The organism is Lacibacter cauensis (assembly GCF_007830055.1).
Lineage (GTDB): Bacteria > Bacteroidota > Bacteroidia > Chitinophagales > Chitinophagaceae > Lacibacter > Lacibacter cauensis.
Window position 1 is genome coordinate 14,031 of record NZ_VLLE01000005.1, and the last position, 23,926, is coordinate 37,956.

The 23,926-nt window shown below is 38.3% G+C and carries 17 protein-coding genes; 13 read left to right on the plus strand and 4 right to left on the minus strand.

Going from position 1 to position 23,926, the window contains the following annotated elements:
* The first annotated feature begins 335 nt into the window (after window positions 1–335).
* Window positions 336–719 (plus strand): hypothetical protein, encoded by a 384-nt coding sequence (locus IQ13_RS13760; protein ID WP_144886974.1) that lies wholly within the window; start codon window positions 336–338, stop codon window positions 717–719.
* A 128-nt stretch (window positions 720–847) separates the two neighbouring features.
* Here IQ13_RS13760 and IQ13_RS13765 read toward each other — a convergent pair whose 3' ends face one another.
* Complete coding sequence (locus tag IQ13_RS13765) at window positions 848–2,872, minus strand: serine hydrolase (protein WP_144886975.1); 2,025 nt, start codon at window positions 2,870–2,872, stop codon at window positions 848–850.
* Between the two features lie 136 nt (window positions 2,873–3,008).
* On the opposite strand from IQ13_RS13765, the gene IQ13_RS13770 reads away from it, so the two are divergent.
* The 12 genes from IQ13_RS13770 (at window position 3,009) to IQ13_RS13825 (ending at window position 16,878) form a co-directional block, all read left to right on the plus strand.
* Window positions 3,009–4,067 (plus strand): sensor histidine kinase, encoded by a 1,059-nt coding sequence (locus tag IQ13_RS13770; protein ID WP_144886976.1) that lies wholly within the window; start codon window positions 3,009–3,011, stop codon window positions 4,065–4,067.
* Window positions 4,064–4,771 carry a LytR/AlgR family response regulator transcription factor gene (locus tag IQ13_RS13775; RefSeq protein ID WP_144886977.1) on the plus strand — a complete coding sequence of 236 codons (708 nt, stop codon included), beginning with the start codon at window positions 4,064–4,066 and terminating at the stop codon, window positions 4,769–4,771. The genes IQ13_RS13770 and IQ13_RS13775 overlap by 4 nt, the downstream gene beginning before the upstream one ends.
* 179 nt (window positions 4,772–4,950) lie before the next feature.
* The gene (locus IQ13_RS13780) at window positions 4,951–5,826 is read left to right on the plus strand and encodes an AraC family transcriptional regulator (RefSeq protein WP_144886978.1); all 876 of its coding nucleotides are present in this window, start codon (window positions 4,951–4,953) and stop codon (window positions 5,824–5,826) included.
* Between the two features lie 63 nt (window positions 5,827–5,889).
* A complete protein-coding gene (locus tag IQ13_RS13785) occupies window positions 5,890–7,890 on the plus strand; it encodes an alkaline phosphatase family protein (protein ID WP_144886979.1) in 2,001 nt (666 codons plus the stop codon).
* A 757-nt stretch (window positions 7,891–8,647) separates the two neighbouring features.
* Window positions 8,648–8,941 carry a hypothetical protein gene (locus IQ13_RS13790; protein ID WP_144886980.1) on the plus strand — a complete coding sequence of 98 codons (294 nt, stop codon included), beginning with the start codon at window positions 8,648–8,650 and terminating at the stop codon, window positions 8,939–8,941.
* Between the two features lie 411 nt (window positions 8,942–9,352).
* Complete coding sequence (locus tag IQ13_RS13795) at window positions 9,353–9,931, plus strand: Crp/Fnr family transcriptional regulator (RefSeq protein WP_144886981.1); 579 nt, start codon at window positions 9,353–9,355, stop codon at window positions 9,929–9,931.
* 311 nt (window positions 9,932–10,242) lie between these two features.
* On the plus strand, window positions 10,243–11,322 hold the full coding sequence (locus tag IQ13_RS13800) for an NAD(P)-dependent alcohol dehydrogenase (protein ID WP_199758270.1): 1,080 nt from the start codon (window positions 10,243–10,245) through the stop codon (window positions 11,320–11,322).
* Between the two features lie 113 nt (window positions 11,323–11,435).
* Window positions 11,436–12,062: a hypothetical protein gene (locus tag IQ13_RS13805; RefSeq protein ID WP_144886982.1), complete on the plus strand. Its 627-nt coding sequence runs from the start codon at window positions 11,436–11,438 to the stop codon at window positions 12,060–12,062.
* Window positions 12,063–12,283: 221 nt separating this feature from the next.
* Window positions 12,284–12,655 (plus strand): DUF6567 family protein, encoded by a 372-nt coding sequence (locus IQ13_RS13810; RefSeq protein WP_144886983.1) that lies wholly within the window; start codon window positions 12,284–12,286, stop codon window positions 12,653–12,655.
* Between the two features lie 101 nt (window positions 12,656–12,756).
* Window positions 12,757–13,182, plus strand: a complete 426-nt coding sequence (locus IQ13_RS13815; RefSeq protein WP_144886984.1) for a DUF6326 family protein — start codon at window positions 12,757–12,759, stop codon at window positions 13,180–13,182.
* Window positions 13,183–13,409: 227 nt separating this feature from the next.
* Window positions 13,410–14,048, plus strand: a complete 639-nt coding sequence (locus IQ13_RS13820; protein WP_144886985.1) for a hypothetical protein — start codon at window positions 13,410–13,412, stop codon at window positions 14,046–14,048.
* 385 nt (window positions 14,049–14,433) lie between these two features.
* Window positions 14,434–16,878, plus strand: coding sequence for a right-handed parallel beta-helix repeat-containing protein (locus IQ13_RS13825; protein ID WP_158637400.1), 2,445 nt, complete (start codon window positions 14,434–14,436; stop codon window positions 16,876–16,878).
* 725 nt (window positions 16,879–17,603) lie between these two features.
* Here IQ13_RS13825 and IQ13_RS13830 read toward each other — a convergent pair.
* From IQ13_RS13830 to IQ13_RS13840, 3 genes are all read right to left on the minus strand, one after another.
* Window positions 17,604–18,002, minus strand: a complete 399-nt coding sequence (locus tag IQ13_RS13830; protein WP_144886987.1) for an MmpS family transport accessory protein — start codon at window positions 18,000–18,002, stop codon at window positions 17,604–17,606.
* Window positions 18,003–18,054: 52 nt separating this feature from the next.
* The gene (locus IQ13_RS13835) at window positions 18,055–18,657 is read right to left on the minus strand and encodes a succinate dehydrogenase/fumarate reductase transmembrane subunit (protein WP_144886988.1); all 603 of its coding nucleotides are present in this window, start codon (window positions 18,655–18,657) and stop codon (window positions 18,055–18,057) included.
* A gap of 971 nt (window positions 18,658–19,628) precedes the next feature.
* Entirely contained in the window at window positions 19,629–23,768 is a 4,140-nt protein-coding gene (locus tag IQ13_RS13840; protein ID WP_144886989.1) for a hybrid sensor histidine kinase/response regulator transcription factor, read from the minus strand.
* Window positions 23,769–23,926: the final 158 nt, after the last annotated feature.

Below are 23,926 nucleotides of genomic sequence, written 5' to 3' on the forward strand. Positions count from 1 at the left end.
TTAAAGTGAATGCAATGATGTGTGTTCTGATGTAAGTGGTGGTTATCTAAAGTATACTTGTATGTAAGGCTTGGCTTGAGGTAGTTAGACAATAGGTTGAAATGTACTGACAAATGGTTTTATGTTCAATTTATTATGAAAGCTTATGGCCCCTTGATTGGAACAAAGTTATTCAAGTGGATAGTGACATATAAAAAAACGTTTAACCTTTGATGTGTTCAACTTTGAGGCGGATTTGTGGAATAGATTAATAGAGGTTTGTATAAATTATACAAGATAAATGCTTTTTTGTCCATTTTTATTGAGGCCGTTTTCATTCATTTTTGTCTAAAAAAATGAGTTCTCTTTCTAGACTATTTTTGTGTAGTATTATTTTGATTGCAGTTTCTTTTTCTTGTAAAAAAAGAAGTCAATCTTCATATCCTCTTCCGGTTTCGATTCAATACAGAATTATAGCTTCGAACGGAGTTTCCCAGGCAACAAGTATCATTTATACAAATGAAACTGGAGGCTTGACAAATCTTACCAATCAAAATTTACCTTTTTCCAAATCTTTAAGTACAACCGTAACCAGAGGAGATGCCTTTACTTTACGTGGTGACGCATCTGGAGCCGGAAGTTTGAAACTTGAAATTCTTGTTAATAACAACGTGGTGAAAACTGCTACATATACAGGAAGTTCAGTTATAACAGGGCAAATAACCTATCAGTTTCAATAGCTGTTGAGTGAATGCTCACTTAGGCTTTTCAATTTCTCTGGTATTATTGAGGAAAGTGTATCTGCCAGTGTTACTTATATTCTGCACTGCCTGTTTGGCGAATAAGAATTATATACCTAAGAAAGAAACTATTCAGCCAGAATGTTTTTTCTTTTCCCTGGCTCGGAATCAAGGATAATTTCTTTTAAATGATAGGATAAGGTTCTTATTGGAATATTCCTGTAATTGCTCAGAATAATAATTGTTAAATCATCTTCCTTATAATAATGATAATTGGAAGTAAACCCGTTCATCGTTCCTCCATGCCGTATTAAGGTGCCCGGTGTTTGCAATAATGGACTGCGTTGATACCCTTGTACCCGGAATCCGTATCCATAATAGCCCCAGTCCTTCGTGCCTCCATCAAACATTTTAGCCAGGCTTTCTGCATTCACTAATTTTCCACTTTGTAGCGCTCTGCTCCAATTATATAGTTCCATAGTAGTTGAATATATATCGCCGGAACCAAACGCATAGGAAACTACGTTTTGCACACGGCGAAACTGGTTGTTAATCATTCGGTAGCCAATGGCCCTGTTTGCCGGTATGTTCAGCAAGCGTTCCATTCCTGTATTCTTCATACCAACCGGAGTAAAAATTGTTTCCTGTAAATAAGCCTGGTAGGTTTTGCCTGTTACCTTTTCAATAACCATTGCCAGCAGGCAATAGTTGATATTGGAATATTCATGTTTCTCACCAGGATTAAAATTCTTTTTGGATTTATTAATGATTTCCAGCAGCTCAAGCGGTGTAATATCCATGATTTCATATTCTGTTAAATTATCCATTGACGCAGCGAGACCCGATTGTTGCTTAAGTAAATGATGAACTGTAACATTTTTGGCAAGTTCAGGCTTAAGGTTAGGAATGTACTGTTGCAGGGGGGCATTTAAATCAACCATGCCTTTCTCTACCAGTTGCATGATGGCCGTCGCAACAAAGGATTTAGTAAGTGAGCCAACAAGAAACTGCGTCGTAACGGCATTGGGCACTTTGTTTTCGACATCAAAATAGCCATACGCTGCATGATGGATGATTGAATCTCCTTTTGCAATCAAAACAGTTCCGTGAAAATTAGCAGTGTCTTTAAATGATTGGATGTATTTTTCTGCTAGCGGATGCTTTATCTCTATTCCATCTTTCGGCTCATTCCCAGATGATTTAAATTTTTCCAGCTCAACCGAAAATAATACACTTGCAATTTTCCATTGATTATTCACTTTTATAAGCCCCCAACTTTCTTTTCCCCAATTACCTTTTTTATTATTAACCAAAAAACTATAATCGAACGTAACAGATCCAATTGTGCCATCCTCTGAAATAACAGGATTGGTAAATTTTTCCTGGTAAAGGCGGTCTCTCATCAGACCGGTGACCCATGTTTTGTAATTCCGAGATTCCACTAAAGGCTCATTGAGTTTTGTTTTTTGCAACTCCTTCAATGTTTCAGGTTTCCAAACTGCAACCCAGCTAATGGGCACATCAACAAACAAAGAAAATAACGTACCGGTATCTTTTTTTTCGATGGAGTTCATAAACAGGTGTAACAGATGTTCAATCTGCTGTTTATCGGTATTGGGGTTTGCCGTTAAATTATTTCGAAAGGTTTGGTCCATCATAGGGCCAAGTTTTGTGCCTCCCAGTAAATGCAGGTGTATATGAAACACGGACTGTCCGGCATTTTCATTTGTATTTAGTGCCAGCCTGTAACCTGTTTGGTCTATACCCTTTTTGCGGGCCATTTCTTTTGCCAACAGCATCATTTTGCCCAGCATATTCTGATTATCCGTCCCTGCTTCGTTCAAAGTCGTAATTCTTTTTTTGGGAACAATTAAAAGATGCACAGGTGCCTGCTTACTTACAGGTTCAAAAACCATAAGCTCTTTATCCTCGTATTCCAGTACCACATCCTTTTTTTGATGGGCTGCAATTAATTCAAATGGAGATGTTGTCTTAAGCGCACTGTCTTTTTTCTTTTTATAATTTTCTGATTGCGCCATGCATTCATTACGAACAATAAAAGCGGCTACTAAAACAAAGAGGAATTTAAAACGCATATCTTTTTTTTGCAAACCTTTAGTTTTTTCCAGGTGCATAAAAATTAAATCGATCAAAGCGATTTAAATACCTATAAACAGGAGGTTCACGTGTTCGTGTCCGAAAAAGAACTGTTGGTGTTAAAACAATGCCGGTTCATCTATTTCCAGCAATGCAGCTGTTTTTTTTATTTAATTTAGCTCAAAAGGATACATGCGTTTTTTAAGTAAAAGAAAGTGGTTGATACATCTGGTTTTTTGGATTGTCATGTACATCCTTTACCTGGTACAGCCTCTTGTTTCGGGCGGGGAAGATGCAGGTGCGGTAACGGCCATTTCATATGCAGCTGCAGTAAAAACGCTTTTCCATTTACTGAGCGTTGCAGCCACCAGTTATTTTATATGCATCATTGTAATGCCACTTTTGCTTGAAAAAACGAAGCTATTAAATGGCTTTCTGCTATTGGTATCAGGATTGTATGCAATTGCAGTTGTAAGCAGGGTGGGAGTGGTTTATCTTGTAGAACCTCTTGTTGGCTATAACAACAGCAAGGAAACCCTTTTGCAAATTGTAAGTCAACTCGGAATCCTTTTCCAATATTATATTATCGGCAATATCGCTGCCGCATTTCCATTTGTTGCTTTTTATTTGTTACTCGACAGACAATTGCTGATGCGCAAACAAGCCGAAGCCGAAAATGAGAAAAAGGAGGCAGAGCTTGCAGCGTTAAAAGCACAATTAAATCCGCATTTTTTGTTTAATACACTGAATAATATCTATTCACTTGCTGTTCAAAATTCGCCGCAAACTTCTTATTGTATTGAAAAGTTAGCCCACATACTTGACTATCTGCTTTATCGCTGTAACGATAAATTAGTGCCAATGGAAAAAGAAATCGAGTTGCTTCAGAATTACCTGGACTTACAGAAAATAAGATTTGGCGACAGGTTGAATTTAAAAGCTGAATACAAAGCCGATCATTCCTATAAAATAGCACCATTGTTGTTATTGCCGATTGTTGAGAACATGTTTAAACATGGGGTAGAACAAAATGCCGGAAAAACAGATGTGAAGGTATCCTTGGAGTGTTTCAAAGATAGGCTTACGTTCAATACCGAAAATTTATATGATCCCGATGCAGCAGAAGCTCCGGGTATCGGTTTGCAAAATCTGAAACGCCAGCTTGAATTACTGTACCCGGAAAAGAATAGTTTTACAATTACAAAAGCAAATCATTTTTTTAAAACAAATCTGCAATTAACCCTCTCTTGAAAGCCACTTGTTTAATAGTTGATGATGAGCCATTGGCCGTGCAGTTATTAAAAAAGCACGTCAGCGAAATGGATAATCTGCTCCTGGCGGGAACGTGCACCAATGCGGTTGAAGCTTCATCTTTTCTGAAGCAGCACCGGGTAGAGCTATTGTTTTTAGATATTCAGATGCCACGTATTACGGGTATTGACTTTTTAAAAGCATTACAATTTCCTCCTGCTGTAATCATCACTACAGCCCACCGTGAGTATGCATTAGAAGGATACAATCTGGATATTGTTGATTACCTATTGAAACCAATAACCTTTGAGCGGTTTCTTGCTTCTGTTGAACGTTTTTGGCGCAGGAACCAAAATAACAACCGCACACCACTCACAGATATAACAGTACCCGGAGATATTTATCTGTCAATAAAATCAGGAACAAAAATCTACCAGTTTAACGAAAGCGAAATTGTATACATTGAAAGTATCAGGGATTTTATACAAATTCATTTCAGGGATGAAAAGAAACTGATGCTTAAATACAGGATTAGCCAGATTGAAGCTGAACTATCGGGTAGTTTTATCCGGGTTCATAAATCCTATATTGTTAATAAGAAATCGATTACAACACTTTCGGCCAATACCATTGAAATGGGGAAAATGATTATTCCGGTGGGTGAGCGTTTTAAAACAGAAGTTGAACGGTTTTTGAAATTGTAGTGGTTATTGGAAAAGGTATGCATCTTAAGTAACAGGCGTTGTAAGTTGTGCGATTTTACATTATTAAGATTTCACTTTTTACTTGTCTGGTTGCTGTCTATACTTGTTAAAAGGAAAATCTATTCAGTTTTGATTTAAGCCGCTGTATTATTTCTTAATCGTTTTAGCTTGAAATTAGTATGGTCGCATTCAAATTTACAAAAAACAAATACGGAGTTGGGCTATTAATGGATATCGGAACCTATGCTGATATTCCTGCTTATTTTTTTGAGGAGACATTACATGAAACAGATTTTTATGAAATAGTTTTCTTTAAACAAGGAAATGGGTATATTCTGCTTGATCAGCAACGGATACCTGTTGAAAATGATATGATTGTTTTCATTTCCCCATTTCAAAAACGACAGTGGTTTGTTGATAAAGCAACTATCGATTGCTACTTTCTGCTTTTTCAAGCTGATTTCCTTTCGTCATTTTTTGTTGACAAGCTTTTTACGTACAGATTACAGTATTTCTATAATAAGGCTACGCCATTATATCTGAAACCGGATGCGAACTCTTTTTTTCGTGTACAATCTGTATTGGAAGATCTGTTGACTGAAATAAAAAATATCCGCAAAGACAGTGAACACGTAATCCGTGCATTGTTATATTTTCTTCTGGTAAAGCTGAATCGTGAATATGAACATAGGTTCTATTTGTCTCCGGATAAAAAGCAGCATGTGAATGCTTTAAAGTTTAAAGAACTGCTAATCCGGGAAGTAAAGAATCGGAGTGGAATCGGCTATTATGCTGGTAAACTTGGTGTTAGTAGAGTTACTTTAAACAAATCAGTGAAGGCGCATTTTGGAATTCCTGTTTCTGAAATGATTAATGAGTTTTTAATGTTCGAAATAAAATCACAACTATTGTATACGGATCGTACCATCAAAGAAATCGCCTATGACTTGCATTTTTCTGCTCCCAATCATATGACTCGTCTTTTTAAAACATTGACAGGTCTTTCTCCAAAAGATTTTCGGCTGACTTATCAAAATGGTAGGAATATTCACTGATTGGTAATAGTTGGCTGTTTGTGAAATCTAATTTCGCCCTGTTAGATTAAATCAGGGTAAAGCATGAATAAGCAGTCGCTGTCTTTTCAACAGTATGGTGTATTTAAAAGTTGTTTTGTTTGGTATCTTTTCCAATTTCAGTTCATGATATTGCTTTTTTTGTTGAATGGGATGCCGTTGTTCGGGCAACAACAGAAAGCAAAGGTTGTAATGATCTCCATCGATGGTACGCCCGATTATTTGGTTGATCATTATCTTAAGAACGGTGTATTACCTCAGAATGGTGCCTTTGCGAAAATGAAAAAATATGGTGCCTATGCTGAAACAATGTTTCCTGTTAATGTTGCTTCTACCGGACCCTCTCATATTTCAATTTTTACGGGCGCATCTCCTGCAAAAACAGGAATTGTGGGGAACAGTTTTCGACGTTTTGATCAGCCATGGGAAGCGCCTTCTTTATCGGCATTTCGTCAGCCGTTAAAAGCAGAAACCATTTTTCAGGCAGCTATGCGACAAGGAAAGAAAGTCGTGGTTCTGGGTGGAGTGGGAGTAGATCATCTTGGTCCGGAACGCAGAACGGATTTCATGCACATGTATCCGTCTATAAGCGGACCTTCGCTTGTGTTGGACCTTGTTCCCGATGGCAATCAGAAAAACATGAACGGGAAATATTTTCAACAGTTAACTACGACTGCCACTTCTCCATCTGCTGCGATCTATGAACTTAGTAATAATGTAAAACTACCCCTCTACATTTTTCAATCTGATACAGCAGAAAATGTAGCCAACATATTATATCCCATCCCGCAGGTAATCATTGATCAGGATGCAGATCTGAGTAATGGTTACAATGCTATCATTAATGGTCATTCGTGGACCACGATGATTATTTGCTACCAGGGGAAACAGTATGCTTCCTCATTTCGCCTAATCGATACCTATTCAAAAGAAAACCGAATTCGGTTATTTATGAGCGCACCTGCAGAAGTGTTTGGATATCCTGCTTCTTTTTTTCAACATATAGAAAAAGAATGCGGGGTTTGGCCCGGTGAACCAGAGAACCGGAAACAAACGAGTGGTTTGATCTCAGAAGAAATCTGGTTCGAACAAGTGGATCGGCTGGCAGCTTATTCCAGAGATTTAATCCTGGCAAGTATGCAAACCAATCAATGGGATTTACTCTTTGGATATTTTTCAACGCTCGATGATCTTCAACATAGGTATACCTTGACAGATCCACGGCAGTTAGATTATACGGCAGATAGCGGTAGCCGTCCGCAGCTTTATGCATCTTTTATCGAACAATATTTTCAAAAAATAGATCGGTACCTGCTTCAAATCATGAATGCGGCACCAATGGGTACAAATTTTGTCGTTTTTTCGGATCATGGTATGATCCCTGTTCATACGACCTTACTGCTCGGTAATTTTTTGGAACGTTCAGGATTTTCTGTTACGGGCCAAATGGTAAAAAGTTTGTCCAGTGGAAACTCCGCTCATATTTATTTGAATAATTCGCTGCTTGCACCGGCAGTAAAGGCCGATTACCTGAATCGTCTGTCAAAACACTTGCTGGCCTTGAAAGATTCCCTGACGGGAGAGCCTATTTTTGAACTCGTAGCAACCTCGTCTATGCAAAAAGAACTTGGTATCTATCATCCCGAATATGCCGGTGACCTTTTTGTGAGTTGCAGAAAAGGGTACTCTCTTTCAGATAAAGTTTTGCAGGATGTTCCAGTGTTTGTAAAGAATTCGTTTGATCCTGCTTTGTTTGCCACGCAGAATCAAGCAGTCAGAAATTTTCTTATTAACGGGACTATGAATGAGACAGGTAGGGGCGTACATGGAAATCTTGCTTCTGTAAGAGAAGGACAGTCTATATTCTATGCAATCGGACCTAACATACCCCGAGGCAATTTGGGGGACGTTAATTCCCTGCAAATTGCCGCTTCGGTTGCAGATATTTTATCCATTGATCCTCCCTTCGAAGTCGAAATGATGACGGTGTTTCAAAAAGGAAAACAGAAACGCAGTAAAAGGTTGACTACGAAAATTAAAAAATGAATGAAGGGGTTTTATTCTTTCAACAGTTTGAGATAGATACAAAGGATAATCTCAATAAATAATTTATTTGCTAAAAGAAAAGTTGATGATAAGAGGCAAATGATTGTTGCAAATAATAGCAATTGTCTGAATGTGCGTTTGATGATTCTTTAATGCAGAATACGATCAGGCTGTTATTCATGTATGCCGTAATTCAAAATTAAAAAAAAACACTGAACAGGCTCAAAGTTGTAAGAATGTCTGTACACTATTTTAGAATGTACTGAGATAAATCACTGATTTATTTACTTCAAGTTAAACAATCATAAAATTATCACGATGATTCAATGCTTGACCAGAAGTATGGCGTAATCAGAGCTGTTGATTCTTGTTTATTTTTTATTGCTGTCAATCAGCGTCTTTTATAAAGTATAAATGATTTCAAGATCAAAAGTGATGTTCAGTTTAGCAGGAAAATTCTTTTCATTTTTTTAAATTGATAATTGTGCAACGTTTTTTTTATGTCAGATGTCACATCAAAAAAATAAGTATGAAACAAATTTGTTTTGCAGCATTGATCAGTCTTTTTGTAGTTTCCTGTGACAAACTGGATTGTGAGGAACATTCGGTTGTTGATGAATGCACTAAGTCCGCCGGCTTTGCTCCGGTAGAACCAAAAATTACGGTTTCACAGGGTATCTATGGAACTGTTCAGTTTAAACTTGGAAATTGTATGCCTACAGCTGGACCAGGTAGATCAGACTGCAGAACCTGTCCGGTGAAACGGAAAGTTCAAATTTACAATTACAGCTTAATAACGGATGCTGTACGTTCAATGAACTCAACTGTATTCTTTGAACGCTTAAATACAAAGCTCATTGCAGAAACCGAATCGGATGCAAATGGTTTTTTCCAGGTTACTCTGCAGCCGGGAACTTATACCATGGTTGTTGTTGAAGATGGAAAATTGTATGCAAATTCTGGAGACGGGCAGGGTGGGATTAATCCGTTTACCGTTGTTACGGGTATCAGGAATGTGGACATGCGTATTGATTACAAAGCTGTGTATTAAATGGGATCTGAAAATAAGCAATCTTATACCTTTGCCGGAAATAGTCTTGAATTCCGCCGAATAAGTTGATGTTTAGTTTTTCAAAACATCTTAGAGAGTTCAAAAATAGCTGTAAGTCTGTGCATTTAGATAATGAATGCAGTAGCGGTTACACATCCTGCTTTTCCAGGATTTCCTGAGTAGCATTTTGTGTGGCGGGGACGGGTTCGCCATTAGTAAAAACATTATCGTATTTGTTAGGGGCGAGGAATATAGAGAAATGTTTGAACAAAGGCGTCTCCAACTGATTCGTAGTTGTACTGCTATTGAAACTATAACATGATCAGTTTTGGTTATCAGCGAACTTCTTGTTTATATTGTACTTTATTTAGTACAAAACAACTTGTTACAAGGGAGCGCAAAAACACACTTATGCAGGACATCTTATTTGACTTTATTGCCAAGTACATTACCCTTACAGAAGAAGAAAAGAATGCGATTCTGCCACTGGATATCTTTCACACTGTAAAGAAAGGAACCATTTTACTTAAGGAAGGGCAACAATCAAAAGACAGTTACTTTGTAATCAATGGCTGTATCCGTACGTACTACATAAAAGACGGGGAAGAAAGAACTACCGCTTTCTACACCGAAATGGAGGCTTTGACACCCAATTGTGTTGTGAATCAAACACCCTCGGATTATTTCGTCAGTTGTGTTGAAGACACAGTGCTTACCATTTCAAACTTGGATATGGAAGCAGAAATGAACAGCAGATTTCCCAAGTTTGAAATCATGTGCAGAAAAATGTCGGAAGAAATTTTAGTCAAACAACGGATGGATTTCGACGAATTTAAAACCTCTTCTCCAGAAGAACGATACCTTAATTTATTGCAGAAAAGACCGGACCTCATTCAACGTGTTCCACAAAACCAGTTAGCCAGCTATTTAGGTATCAAGCCCCAATCGCTGAGCAGACTAAGAGCAAGGATGCTTGAAAAAAAATGCTAAAACGTTTTTTAACTTAAGTGAACTGTGCCATATTCTGCTTTACCCACTTTTGCAGTATCATTTATCATTCATTGAAAGATTATGCAAAAGAAAATCTTATGGGTTATACACGCCTTTGAAGCAACGGTAAGTTTAAATGAAAACACAACTCGTCAATACGGGGCTGAAAAATGTGTCTAATATGTAGGTTACGCATGCTGCCAGAAAAATTTCATTAGGCAAATAACGTTGAGCGTTCACAATCAAGAATTTGTTACAGTGAGTCGTGCAAAGACTTTGTTCATTCTGGGTTTACGTGTTCCTCTTATTCCTTGTTAACCGGTATTCTTTTCGGCTCATCAAACTTTATAAGCCTTGGGAGAGTAATCCCAGTGACTGATTACCCACCTGCACATCCAGCAAGTTGCCAGCACTTTTGCGTGAAAGTTGTAGTTGATCTTGCCAAAATTTTATACTATAAAACAGAAACAATGAAAGCCGTAATCTGCTCTCAATATGGCCCTCCTGATGTTTTGCAAATTGAGGAAGTTGCCAAGCCAAAACCCAATCCCAACCAGCTTCTTGTAAGAGTAGCTGCTTCTGCTGTTAACTCCGGAGATGTGAGGGTAAGAAAACTTGATGTGAAGGGATTGATGAAGATCATTATGCGACTGGTATTAGGCATTTCAAAGCCAAGAAAACCTATTTTGGGAACAGTGTATGCCGGAGTTGTTGAAACTGTAGGAGACAAGGTTTCTACGTTCAAGCCCGGTGACAAAGTATTTGGCATGTCGGGGTTTGATTTCGGTGCCCATGCAGAATACATTGTGATCAATCAAAACAGGAACGTTATTAAAATGCCTGCTAATGCTTCATTTGAAGAAGCTGCTGCCATTATTTTCGGCGGACAAACAGCCATCTATTTTCTGGATAAGCTAAAAATTGACAGAAAGCCAAATCAAAAAATCCTGATTATCGGAGCAACCGGTTCAGTAGGATCTGCAGCAATTCAGATTGCAAAATATTACAGGGCTGATGTAACTGCAGTATGCAGCTCCCAAGGGCAATATCTTGTGAACGAGTTAGGTATTACAGACATTGTTTTATACGACAAAGAAAGCTTTACTAGCAGGACAGATAAGTTTGATATCATTTTTGATGCAATCGGTAAGTATAGTAAAAATGAATGTAAAAAGCTCTTAAAGAAAAAAGGAATGTACAAAAGTGTGAACGGTACAGAATATGCTTCGGAAAAAAAACAACAACTACAATTATTAAAAGAGTTATTTGAAAAAAATGCATTCAAAGCAATTATAGATAAAACGTTTCGAATGGATGAAATAAGAGAAGCTCACTGGTATGTAGAATCGGGAAGAAAAAAGGGCAACGTAGTGCTGCGAATGGGCGAATGATTAAAATAAATTGCTAAAAAAAAGGTAACAACTATTAATTAACTTAAGTGAACGGATAGTCTGTTTTGCTCATCCACTTTTGCAGTATCGAATTATTTAAAAAAGAAAAAGAAATGCAAAAGAAAGTTTTATTCATTGGTTTTGTCTTCATGATTACGAGTGCCCTTCAACTCAAAGCACAATATGCAAAAACCGACAGTACGCATAATCGATGGTTCGTTGGCAGTACTATGTTTTTATTAGGTAATCTGGCTTCTACGAATCCACCCAACTTTGTTCAACTCAATATCGGTTACCGTATTACAGGAAAAGATGTTATTACACTAGAACCCAAGACCTGGAAATATGCCTGGCCGAATGGTATTCATCCTTTCTTTAATAAGGCCTACGGAAAACCTGAAGAGCAGTTCCCGGGTTATGTTCGTGAGTATGGCCTGTCAGTAGCGTATCAGCGTTTTCTGTATAAAGGTTTGTATGCCGAACTGAATGTAATGCCTACGCTGCAAAAATTTGTGAACCGTGAAGGAAAAAAGGTTGATAATGGTTTTCAGCTTTTCAATACCTACCGTGTTGGCTATCACGTTAAACTTTTTAAGGATCGATTTTTTATTCAGCCATCCCTCGCCATTACTCACCGGGCTTATCACACAGAACTTCCAAATGGGTTTAAGCAATTAGACGATAAATGGTCAAAATTTGTTTTCGGCGAGCCTGGCTTGCATTTTGGATTTAACTTTTAACATCCGTATCAGGAAATTTGTTGCAAACTCAAACCTTATAACGGTAGCCTGGATGTTAATGACAGATAGTTGTCTAATCTGCTGCGAATACGGCTTTACAGGTTAATGAGCTTTCCTCTTGGGTATGATTGAAAAAACAAGAAGCATTTTAATAGTGAGCAGAATCTGCAGATTCGCTTCGCTTTTAAAAAACGTTTTCCACTAAATAAATATTTATTCAAATGAAAAATATCAGTACTTATTCCTTCTTTTTTCTGCTTGCTGTATTACTTACCTCATGTGGTATTGGAACCGCTGTTGTTACCAACCACAATCAAAATGCAACGGAGGTACATCTGAGCGGGAATAACTTCAAAGTAGTTGATCAGGTAACGGGAAGTTCCGAAGCATCATACGTATTGGCAATTGGAGGTATGAATAAACGGCAATTGTATGAAAATGCATACTCAACGATGATCAAGAAAGCCAACTTAATGAATGGTTCCAGAGCCATCATCAATGTGATGACGGAAGAGCATATTAGTGGGTTTGCACCATTCTTTGTCAGAAGAACCATAACGGTCAGTGCTCAGGTCGTTGAATTCACGAGGTAATTTAATAGCAAACAAGTTGTTATTACTGTATAGCGAATAGCATACCCCCAATGGGCCTCCTTGCAATAATAATTTTATGCTGTGATTTAAAGTGAATCTAAATGAAAACACAAAAGATATCTGTTTCCAAGTTGGAGGACGTTGCAATCAGTATAAAACTGAAACTCGCTATGGTGTGGACGAGTTTAATGTTTCTGATAATCTATCTTGATTATTTTCACTTGTATATGCCGGGTAAAATAGCGGATATTCTCAAAGGGCGGGTGTTTGTATTTGATATTACGCAAGGATTTCTTTTGGTAGCACTCGCTTTAATTGCAACACCGGCGCTGATGATTTTCCTTTCTGTAGCTCTTCCGGCTAAAATAAATCGCTGGATAAATATCATTACTGCTGCGGTTAATATTCCCTGTATCTTATTCAATTTAGCAGGTGAGGCATGGCTGCATATGGTGACAGGAGCTGTAATACAAGTGATCCTGCTTAGTCTTATTATCTTTTATGCATGGAAATGGCCTCGTACTTAATTTTGAAAAATATGGAATCGTCAGTAATTGGACAGACGGTTGAATATCAGTTACGAAGAGGCATTTGACAAAGTGCTGCCTCCAGTTCCGGCAGAGTGTTCGTCAGTTTGGATTAATGATTATAATCATTAAAAGAATAAGTTGTGAGAAGGTACTTGATTTTGCAATATGTCAGGATTTTTTGAGTGGACCTCTCTCTTCAAAAAATAAGATTTAAAAAAGTAAACATGAATAAGTTCAAAGAAAAAATTGTTCTGCTGATTTTTTTTGCCTCAATGCTTAGTTGCTCAGCTTCTAAAAAGAAAATGACAGCCGAAGTAGAAGACAATCTCTTCATTGAAAAGCTATATTTGAAAGATATTGAAATAAGGGAACTGGATGCGAAGACTGATACTGTAATATTAGAAAACTACGATAAAGTACACCGGGAACAAATATTTCAATTTCTGGCCGAAAATAAAGTCGTAACAGTGAGAGATAAAATCAGAGCAGCCTGGATTTTGCAGCATACAGCAGCAAGATTTTGTGATGGAGAATTAACAAGCCTGAGTCCTGAAAACTTTTTGTTAGCTTACAAATTATCATCAACAGCACTTGCACAGTTAGAAGCCCAAAAAGATACGTTGACCATCCGGAAAGAAAATATTCCGAGAGTTGTAGCCTTGAATTATGACCGGTATCTTTTATACACATTTGGGTATCAAAAATTTGGAACTCAATTTGTATTTGATGATAAAACCAATGAAATGCTGTTGGCACCGATTGATACAACCCTCTCTAATGATGAAGAAAGAAAAAAATATAACGTTGAATCATTACACGAACTCCTGAATCAATACAAAATGAAATCAATGCCAAAACGTTAGCTGAAGTTAGGTTGATATACCAGAAATGCTTTATCCGGACTTTGAACAGAATAGGTGGATCGGATAAAGCGTTTCTTTTTGCATACGAAAGAATAATGGCCTCATGTTAGTGTAATTCTTATACACATGCAATAGGATCGAAATAGGAAAAGTTTATTCGATAAATAATAGACAATTTTATTTTCTGTTGGATAGTATTCATTACTTTTTGACCAGTGTTCTTGTGAAAAGCAAATTGCACGAGTGAATGCATTTCAATATTTCTACCGAAATTAACTTAAGTTAATTTTTTCTGTCCTGCAATCAACTATTCTTGTCGCATTCATTGATCAAACCTGAATGCATGAAAAATATAAGCTTAACAGCTGCTTGTAGATCTTTTATTTTGTTGACAGCTTTCCTGCTGTTTGTCTCTCTAAATACTTCATATGCTCAGACCATTCGCTACGTTGATGCTGCCCGGCCTGATAATGCCGGTGCAGGTACAAGTTGGGCAACTGCAAAAAAAGATCTGCAGGCTGCTATTATTGCGGCTGTAGCAGGTGATCAGATCTGGGTGAAAGCGGGTACCTATTTACCTACACACGATGCATTCGGCAGTACAACGCCTGCGAACAATCGGGATAAATGTTTTATGTTGAAAGACGGCGTAAAGGTCTACGGTGGATTTGCAGGCACAGAAACCCAGTTGAATCAACGAAACTGGAAACTGAATGTAACAACACTGAGCGGTGATTTGGGTGTTGTCAATACGCTTACCGATAATGCCTATCATGTGGTGTTGAGTATTAATCTTACCAGCGCATCTGTACTTGATGGGTTTACCGTAACGAAGGGTTATGCTACTGCACCTGGTCTTTCCAGGATTACAGTAGGCAGCCGTGTGATCGACCGTTTTAAAGGGGGCGGTATTTTTAATTCCAATGCGGCAACACAGTTTGCGAATCTTACAATAACACAAAACAGTGCCGACTGTACTGATATGAACGACGATTCCTGGGGTGCAGGGATGGTGAGTGAGCTATCCACTTCAACTTTTACAGATTGTTTATTTCTATCCAATTCATTTTTAGCCGGCGGGGGAAGTTTTGGTGTATTTGGTGCCGGTTTACTGATTTCCGGTTCGCCAGCTCAGACGTTAACACGTTGCGTTTTTGCCAACAACTCGGGTGGTTCGGGTTTTCTTGATGGTTCACGTGGCGGCGGTTTTTACATGGATGCCGGTTCACACACAATCAGCAATTGTATTTTTTATGGCAATACTGCAGACAACGGGGCCGGTATGATGGCGGGTGGTGCAGAATTTAATACATCAAACTTTGTGAACTGTACGTTTGCCAATAACAGCTCCCGATTTGCAGGGACAGCTTATTCGGGTTTTACAGATGCAGTATTTAGGAATTGTATTTTCTGGAATAATACTCCAACGACCAGCAGTGTAGCAGGGCGTAATGAAATCTACAGTCAGGAAACCCGTTCTCAATACTGGCCTACATTCAACAATTGCATTATCCGTGATGCAACAGGTTCACCCTTGAGTGTAACCAATACTGTCACAAGTAATGTACTCAATGGAAATCCCTTGTTTGTAAATTACAACGATGGCGACGGAGCGGACAATGTGTGGGGTACAGCTGATGACGGGCTGCGCTTGCAATGCAGTTCGCCTGCAGTTGGTTCGGGCACCGGTACAACACCAACAACTGATTTCTTAGGATTGACAAGAACAACAGTACTTGATATCGGAGCCTACGAAGGAGAACATGCAAACAGTTCTGTAAGTCCGCTTGCAACAGCACAAACGACCGTGCAGCTTGCTGTAACAGGAACAGGTGTAACAAACTTTTCAAATTGTTCCAATCTTGTTGCCTCTATTCAATCTGGTGCTCCTTACACTGTAACAGGAACAGTGACTTCAACGGTATGGATACAGGGCACACAACCTGCAGGTCATGTACGCAGACATTATGAGATAACGCCCTCGACTAACGCAGCTGCTGCAACATCCCGGGTGACCCTGTATTTTACACAGGCTGATTTTGATGCTTTCAATAACCAGGTTCCTGCACCTTCTTCAAAATTACCAATGAACAGTGCAGACGCTACCGGTAAACAAAATCTGTTAGTAGAAAAAAGAGCAGGCGTAAGCAGCAACGGAACAGGGTTGCCGCCAACTTATACAGGTGCGATTACAACCATCAATCCTAATGATGCGGATATTGTATGGAACAGTACTGCATCGAGATGGGAAGTAGCCTTTGATGTAACAGGCTTCAGCGGATTTTTTGTTAAAACGGTATCCGCAACGCTTCCACTCACATTGGTCGATCTCGGGGTGAAGCGTATGCAACAATGCAATACCCTTCAATGGCAAACAAAGGATGAAATCAATACCAATTATTTTGAGATTGAATCATCTGTTGACGGGAATGTATTTACTACGAAAGGAAAGCTGACTGCTGCCGGGGCCAGTAATAATGCTTACCGTTTTACAGATTGTGCAGATGTGGGATCCGTAAACTATTATCGTTTGAAAATGATTGATCATGATGGCAGCTGGCTGTATAGTAAACTCGTAAAAGTTGAAGCAGATGTCCACGCAAAAGCTGTTACTGTCTTTCCGACAATTACCAGTAGTTATGTAACAATTCAACTAGCAGACAGATCCAATGTCGGTACCGTTGTCCGTGTAATTGATGTTAGTGGGAAAATCCATAAACAGATACGCATTGCGGATTTACAAACAAGGTTACATGTACATGATCTGAAAAAAGGAGTGTATATCCTTCAATTCGCTAACGGTTATACTGAAAAAATCATTGTTCATTAAGGACACAGATTATAACCTGATGTATAACCGACATCCTGTTCTTGTTTGTAAAATGTAACGTGTCGTCGGCAGAAAATTTCATTATATTGATTGTATCCGATAGTGAATAAATGTGAGAGCATCCAGTGGCGGTTGATCTGAAACCAGTCATCAATATCGCCGGATACAAAAACTAAATATACCATCTGACGGAACTGAAATTGCCGGTAGCAAATGATATGCAAAACAATTTAACAGGTATTTTAGTGGAGAGGGGGGGAATGAATGAATTCGTAATTTGATAAAGTTTCCGGTCACTTAATTGGTCATTGTGGTTTATTGCAGTTAAGAGTATACGGTCTGATCGAACTGGAAGTTGGTTATTCGATCTTGCCGGTTTTTTTTGTACAAAGGATATGCAACGGAAGCTGCCATCAAATGTAAAGCGCATGCATTTGAATATTTGCTTTCTTCATCTTTGGTTTCAATCATTGGTCTGTCGAATACAGCAGTACAAAAAGTAGCGTGAAAAATGAGGATGACTTTGGATAAGACGACGGTATACAGTGAAAACAAAGTAAACATCTTCGGGGTGTGCATTTAAGCTAATCTTCCTTATTACTAAAGTTGGGTATTCCGAACCCCTTTAGCGGAACATACTAATTCTGATTTGTTATCTGACCGAAATAAACTACAAAAGCACCGTTCCATTTGGAACGGTGCTTTTGTATACTGACTTCCATTGATCAGAAAACATGGATGATGTTGCCGAATTGAATTCGTCCGGTTGCGTCAGCGGTTTGCGTAACAGTCTTTTTTAACTCCGTTCCGATGTAAAGTTTTGCTGTTGCTGTTTGACCGGTTACGCCAACTGTACTTGTACTGGTTGTACTGGCAGTAAGTGTTGCTGATTGCATCCCTGTACCTGCCGTGAAGGATTTATTCCAGGGTAATGATACATTTGTTAATGTTTGAAAATTACCTGTTTCATCGGTGAATACAATATTTAGTTTACCTGTGTAGTTGCCGGTGATTTCATAACGGACAGCCCGGCTTTCCTGATTGTTGTTTTGATTGTCCTTTTTACATGATGCCAAAATGATCGCAAGCATTGCGATAACGGAAAGACTCTTCAATACTTTCATAACTGTTTGTTGTAGGAGTTTATAATTGTGGTTAAATAATTGTACTTAGTGTTTAAAAAATATGATAGGGGGCGGGAAGAGGCAAACCCTGGAAGCCGTTGGTAAGTCCACACAGAACTGCAAACGCAACCAGTATACCGGTAATAGCCAACAGGTTTGCTTGTACAGGAACTGAAATGCCAGCGATGGTTCTGCGCATTCGTTGTGCGTGGATCGCTGCGAAATGAATAAAGAAAGCGGCAATCGCTAAAGCATAATAAGGAATGAAGAACAGATTGACCGGAAAACTGTTAAGACCCGCAGCTCCAAAATATATATTGGTATCAAGCTGTAAAACAAATCTGCCTGCCATTACTGCTCCAACATGTATGATCAGAAATATTGCCAGATAGAAGCCCGACCATGCCTGCCACCGGGCATAACCTGTCCATTCTTTTTTTTGTTTGCTGAGTAAAAGGCGTAAACCGGAAATGATCTGTACTGTTACAGCCACCAGCAACACCGTTTCAACAAAGATATTCCTGTACACTTTGCGGAATTGACCCATAACGGTAAGATGAATATCTGCACCCATTAAACTGCATAGGTGATTGAACAGGTGGATGCCTACAAATGATGCAAGGACTAAACCGGAGCTTCGGTGCAGTTTTTTCATAGTGTAAACTTCTGCAATACGGTGGTGCTAAAAATTAACTTTAGTTAATTTTTGCTAATACAAGTGTTGTCTTAGTGTTTTATAGTTTCGATAGTTTATTTGAATAAAAGACAATAATCGCTTGTAAATTGAAAGGATGTTTTAAAGCATATCGATTCTTAAGATTTTGTCACGATGAACTTTGCTGTATTCTCAGCAATAAAGGAGTGGATGATTTGAAAGAATTCATAAAAATTACTGGCAGTATAACCAAAGTATTTTCCAATATGGTTTAAATCAAAAACTGAAATGTTTCTCTTATCAGATAGATTATCACTATCTGTAAATTGACATATATACTTTATTCTGGTAGTTTAGTAAAAACTCGGATGACAATAAAACCTACAACCCAATTAAGGTCAACAAATAAGTTGACTTTTTATTTGCTAGAAAATACCAATTCAATCTGTCCTAAATGTTTTTAAGAAACGCATATAAGAAGTTCGATGGACTGATATCATTTTAACTGCAAAAAATGAAAGTATTTTTACGTGCAAAATGTTCTTATATTTGAATCAATATCACACAAATGAGCCTCCAGAAGCTGTAGCGTTGTGATGAAATGCTTTTAGTGAGTCATTTAGTGAGTCGTAAAATTTTGGCCTTATAACAGTTTGATTATTAATAAGTTATAACGATTTTAGTAGGAGCCGTCCGGTCCGCAAAAATCTGAACAAAGAGAGATAAAACCGCTTAGAACATGCATTCTAAGCGGTTTTTCTTTTATAGCCAGTCCAAAACTGACCATCTATTTGCAATCTGCTCGGTTAGCAAACAATTGTTCAAAAAGCTGCTAACCGAATGAAGGAATCCTGATGGCGTTAGATGCGTTAAGCATTATCCATTTGATTAGAAAATGCAAAAGCTGGCTTACCTTCTTTCTAAAGTGAAGGCTATCTGCATGGATTACTCATGGATAAACAAGTATGTTGTTATCTTTTTTTATTGCGCATTTTGGCAATATACTCCGATGGCAACATGTTAAATTTTGCTTTGAATGATTTTGCAAAGTAATTAGGCGTAGAGAAACCTACGGAATAGGCTATTTCTGCAATGGTAAGTTCACTTGTTTCCAGTAAGTGCGCAGCTTTATCAAGCTTTACCGAACGTATAAATTCTACCGGCGTTTGGCCAGTGAGTTCAAGCAACTTGCTGTACAATGTGCTTCTGCTCATCCCAACATGTTTACTTAAGTTTTCAACAGATAGTTGCGTGTCTGTAAGATTATTTTCTATGTAAAGAACAATTGTTTGAATGAGCTTTTCTGCAGATGATTCAACTTCGGCTTTTTGCGGAAGAACTTCCACTCTTTTTAAATAGGTATTCTTCAGCGTGTCGTTTAAGAGCAAAAGGTTTTTAATTTTAGCATGCAGCACCTCAAAATTGAAAGGCTTTGTAATGTAGTCACTGGCTCCTGTTTTCAAGCCTTTAATCTGGCTTTTCTCTTCTGTTAATGCTGTTAAAAGAATGACCGGTATATGGCTTGTTCGTTTATCGGCTTTAATTTTTTTACAGAGTTCAATACCATCCATATGCGGCATGCTGATGTCGCTTACAATCAAGCTAGGATGAACGGCTAAAGCCTTTTGCCATCCTTCCATCCCGTTTGTTGCTTCAATAACTTTATAATTTAAACGGAGGTTCTCTTTTAAATAAAAGCGGAAATCATCATTGTCTTCTACCAGTAACACGGTTGGCATTGTTGCTGCGTCTTGTGTATTGGTATTAATTGTAATGTCTTCATCAGTCTTATTTACGTCTTCCTCAGTGGTAAACGTGAGTATTTCTCCAGGCTTTTCTGTTTTTTGTGACGCAGGAAGTTCCGTATAAGGAATCTGAATGACGAAGGTGCTTCCTTTTCCCGGTTCACTTTCTACTGTAATTGTTCCACCATGCATCCGTATAAATTCCTTGGTAATTGAAAGCCCGATGCCTGAGCCCTGGTTAAGAATAGAAGCTGCAGTATTGTTCTGGAAAAAGCGTTCGAAAATGACCTCTTGTTTATCGTGAGGTATCCCAATTCCGGTGTCTTGTACTTTCATTGAAATAAGTGTAGAGTTCGTTTCCTGGTTATATATTTCCTTCTCAATTTCAAACCGGATACTACCTCCTTCAAGCGTAAACTTGAATGCATTGGATAAAAGATTGAACAGTATACGCTCTGTTTTATCGTGGTCAAATACTGTATGAAATTGTTCTGTATTACTTGTAAAACTGAAGTCAATTTTCTTTCTTTCAGATAAGTCTAGAAAGGAATCGTATACTTCTTTTAAAAATGAAATCAGCTCGCCTTCTTTTGGTTGCAGTTTTAGTTCCTGTTCTTCCATCTTCCGGAAGTCGAGTAATTGGTTTACCAGGTTTAACAAACGTTTGCCGTTTCGTTTGATCATGTTTAACTGAAGACGAAACGTATTGTTTTTTTCTTGCTCAATAAGACTGTCAACAGGGCCAAGTATCAATGAAATCGGTGTTCTGAATTCATGACTAAGGTTTGTGAGGAATTTCAGTTTTAACTGATCCAGTTCATGTATTCGTTCTGCTTCTTTACGTTCCTGTTCTGCACGAAAACTTTCCTGCTCGAGTAAAAACTTTCTTCTGATTTTTTCCACACTTCTGTGACGAAAATAAATGAGTGCGCCAACAATCAGTAATGTGTAAAAGAAGTAAGCATAAATTGTTTGCCAAAAAGGCGGGCGAACATATATTTTTATAGATGTTCCTTTGGTATTCCAAACGCCGTTATTATTACTTGCTCTTACACGGAAAATATATTTGCCCGGAGATATGTTGGTGTATGAAACAGTTGAAGCATTGCCAATATTGATCCAGTCTTTATCAAATCCTTCAAGTTTGTATTCGTACTGGTTCTGTTCTGGGGCTGTAAAGTTTAAACCCACAAAGGATAGTGCAAAATTTTGTTTATAATCAAGGGTTATTTCAGTGGCCGTTGTGATGTTTTCTTTTATCGGTCCGTTTTCAGAAGGGACAACTGACCTGTTTGAAATTTTAAGATCGGTAATGATTACAGGGGGGATTGCAGTATTCTTTTTCAGATTTGCAGGGTTGAAATAATTAAAGCCTTCATGCCCTCCAAAAAACAAATCTCCGTTTTTTAGCCTTAATCCCGATCCCAGAATAAATGTGTTGTGCTGTATGCCATTATGGTAATTATAGTTATTGATGATTCTTGCTTTTGTATCAAAACTACTCAACCCTTTGTTGGTGCTTATCCATAGCAGGCCATTTTGATCTTCAATAATTTTATAAACGTTGTTATTTGTCAATCCGTCTTTTTCTGAAAGTGAAACAAATTGCCCATTTTGCTGTTTGAACAAAGCCAATCCTCCGCCAAATGTTCCTGCCCAGATATTTCTGTTCTTGTCTTCTAACAATGTAAGCACTTTGTCATTCGGTAACTTACTGTTTTGCGTTGTGTAAATACTGAATTTTTTTGATACAGGATTATAAACTGCAATACCTCCACCATGTGTAGCAATCCAGATGTTGCCATTTCTCACTTCCACTATATCACGTATGTATGCATTAACGGGTAGGTTGATATCCGTAGGTAACGTGGGGTGGGGTGTTAACCGGAATACTTGTTCATTTGCATTATTCATAACGAAAATTCCATTTCCATTTGTGCCAATCCACTTGTTGCCTTTTCTATCTTCTCTGATCGCATAAATTTGATTGGAAGCAATGTCTGATGTTTTGGTTCCCGGCAGCAGCTGTTCATATTTACCGGAAGCCTGGTTGTATATAAAAAGACCGTCATCAAAAGTTCCGATAAACAGTTCATCATTGCTGGTCATGGTTAATGTAATGATTGCAAGATGTTTACTTTCGGGACGCTTCGATCTGATATTAATTTGCCGGAATAATCTTGTTTTCGGATCAAACAAGCTAAGACCTCCGTTATCGGTGCCAACAAAAACACGACCGTCTTTTGCTTCTGCGAATGATGTTACAATTGGAGCATTTAAACCTTGGTTATCGAAAGGGTTACTCTGTATTAAATTAAACAGGTTAAGGTTCTTGTCATATTTACAGATGCCTCCCAGGAATGTACCCAGCCAACAAATACCTTCTTTAGCCAGGTACACAGTATGAATATTGTTGCTTGAAAGTCCATTTGTATTGCGTGGGTCGAAACTGTAACCGGTGATTGTTTTAGTTTTTGCGTCGAGTATATTCAAGCCTTTCGAGGAACCGATCCAGAGTTTATTAAAGTCGTCAACCGCAATTGAATAAATGTAATTGCTGTTGAGTGTTTGTTTATTCCCTTCATTATGTATAAATCTTGTAAATCCCTTTCCATTAGATAGTAACATGTTTAAACCGTTGGTTGTACCAACCCAGAGATTTCCATCCTTGTCTTCTGTAATTGTAAGTACATGGTTGCTGCTTAAACTTGCCGCATCAAGCAAATTATGCCGAAACGGAACCAGCGAGTTTGTATGCTTATCATAGAGGAATAAGCCATCAGGAGTTCCAATCCACATCCGCTGTTTACTGTCTTCAAACAGTGCGTTACAGGTTTTTGTAAACCGTGAACCATTTCCGGGTTTGAAATCAGAAATACGATGCGTTTTCTTATCCATGATGTTGATACCATCAAAATGGCCAATCCATAGTTTTCCCTGAAAATCGCTGCAGATGCTCATGACTACATTGTTTCGAATTGCCCCTTCTGCCGGTCTGTGTGGGAAATTGACAAACGCATCTTGTTTACGATTGTATAAACTCAGCGAGCCACCGCTGGTGCCAACCCATAAATTACCGTCCTTATCCTCATGGAGTGATAAAACTTCGTTGGCCTGTAAACTTGTAGAGTCTGTTGGGTTGTTCCGGTAAACTTTAAAATTTGCACCATCGAATCTGTCCAGTCCATCATCTGTAGCAAACCACATAAAACCGAATCTGTCTTTCAAAATCGCATTGATGTTATTCGACGAGAGCCCTTCTTTGGTAGTTAGCGTTGTAAAGTTGATATCCTCCTGTGCTGCGGCTATAGAAACGCAGGCGAAAAGGCAAAAGCAGACCTGTACTAAAGAGCTAAGTTTTGGCATTGGGGCTTGAAGCAAATGTTAGTTAAATAAGTGCGATATTTTTGTGCCATTACGTTTCCACTACTTGAGCATGCGAAACCCGGCAAAATGAACTTTTATCCACCCTGTTTTCAAAACCGGTAAGCGGCCTTTTCTCTTTCGTAAGGCAACAGAACGAA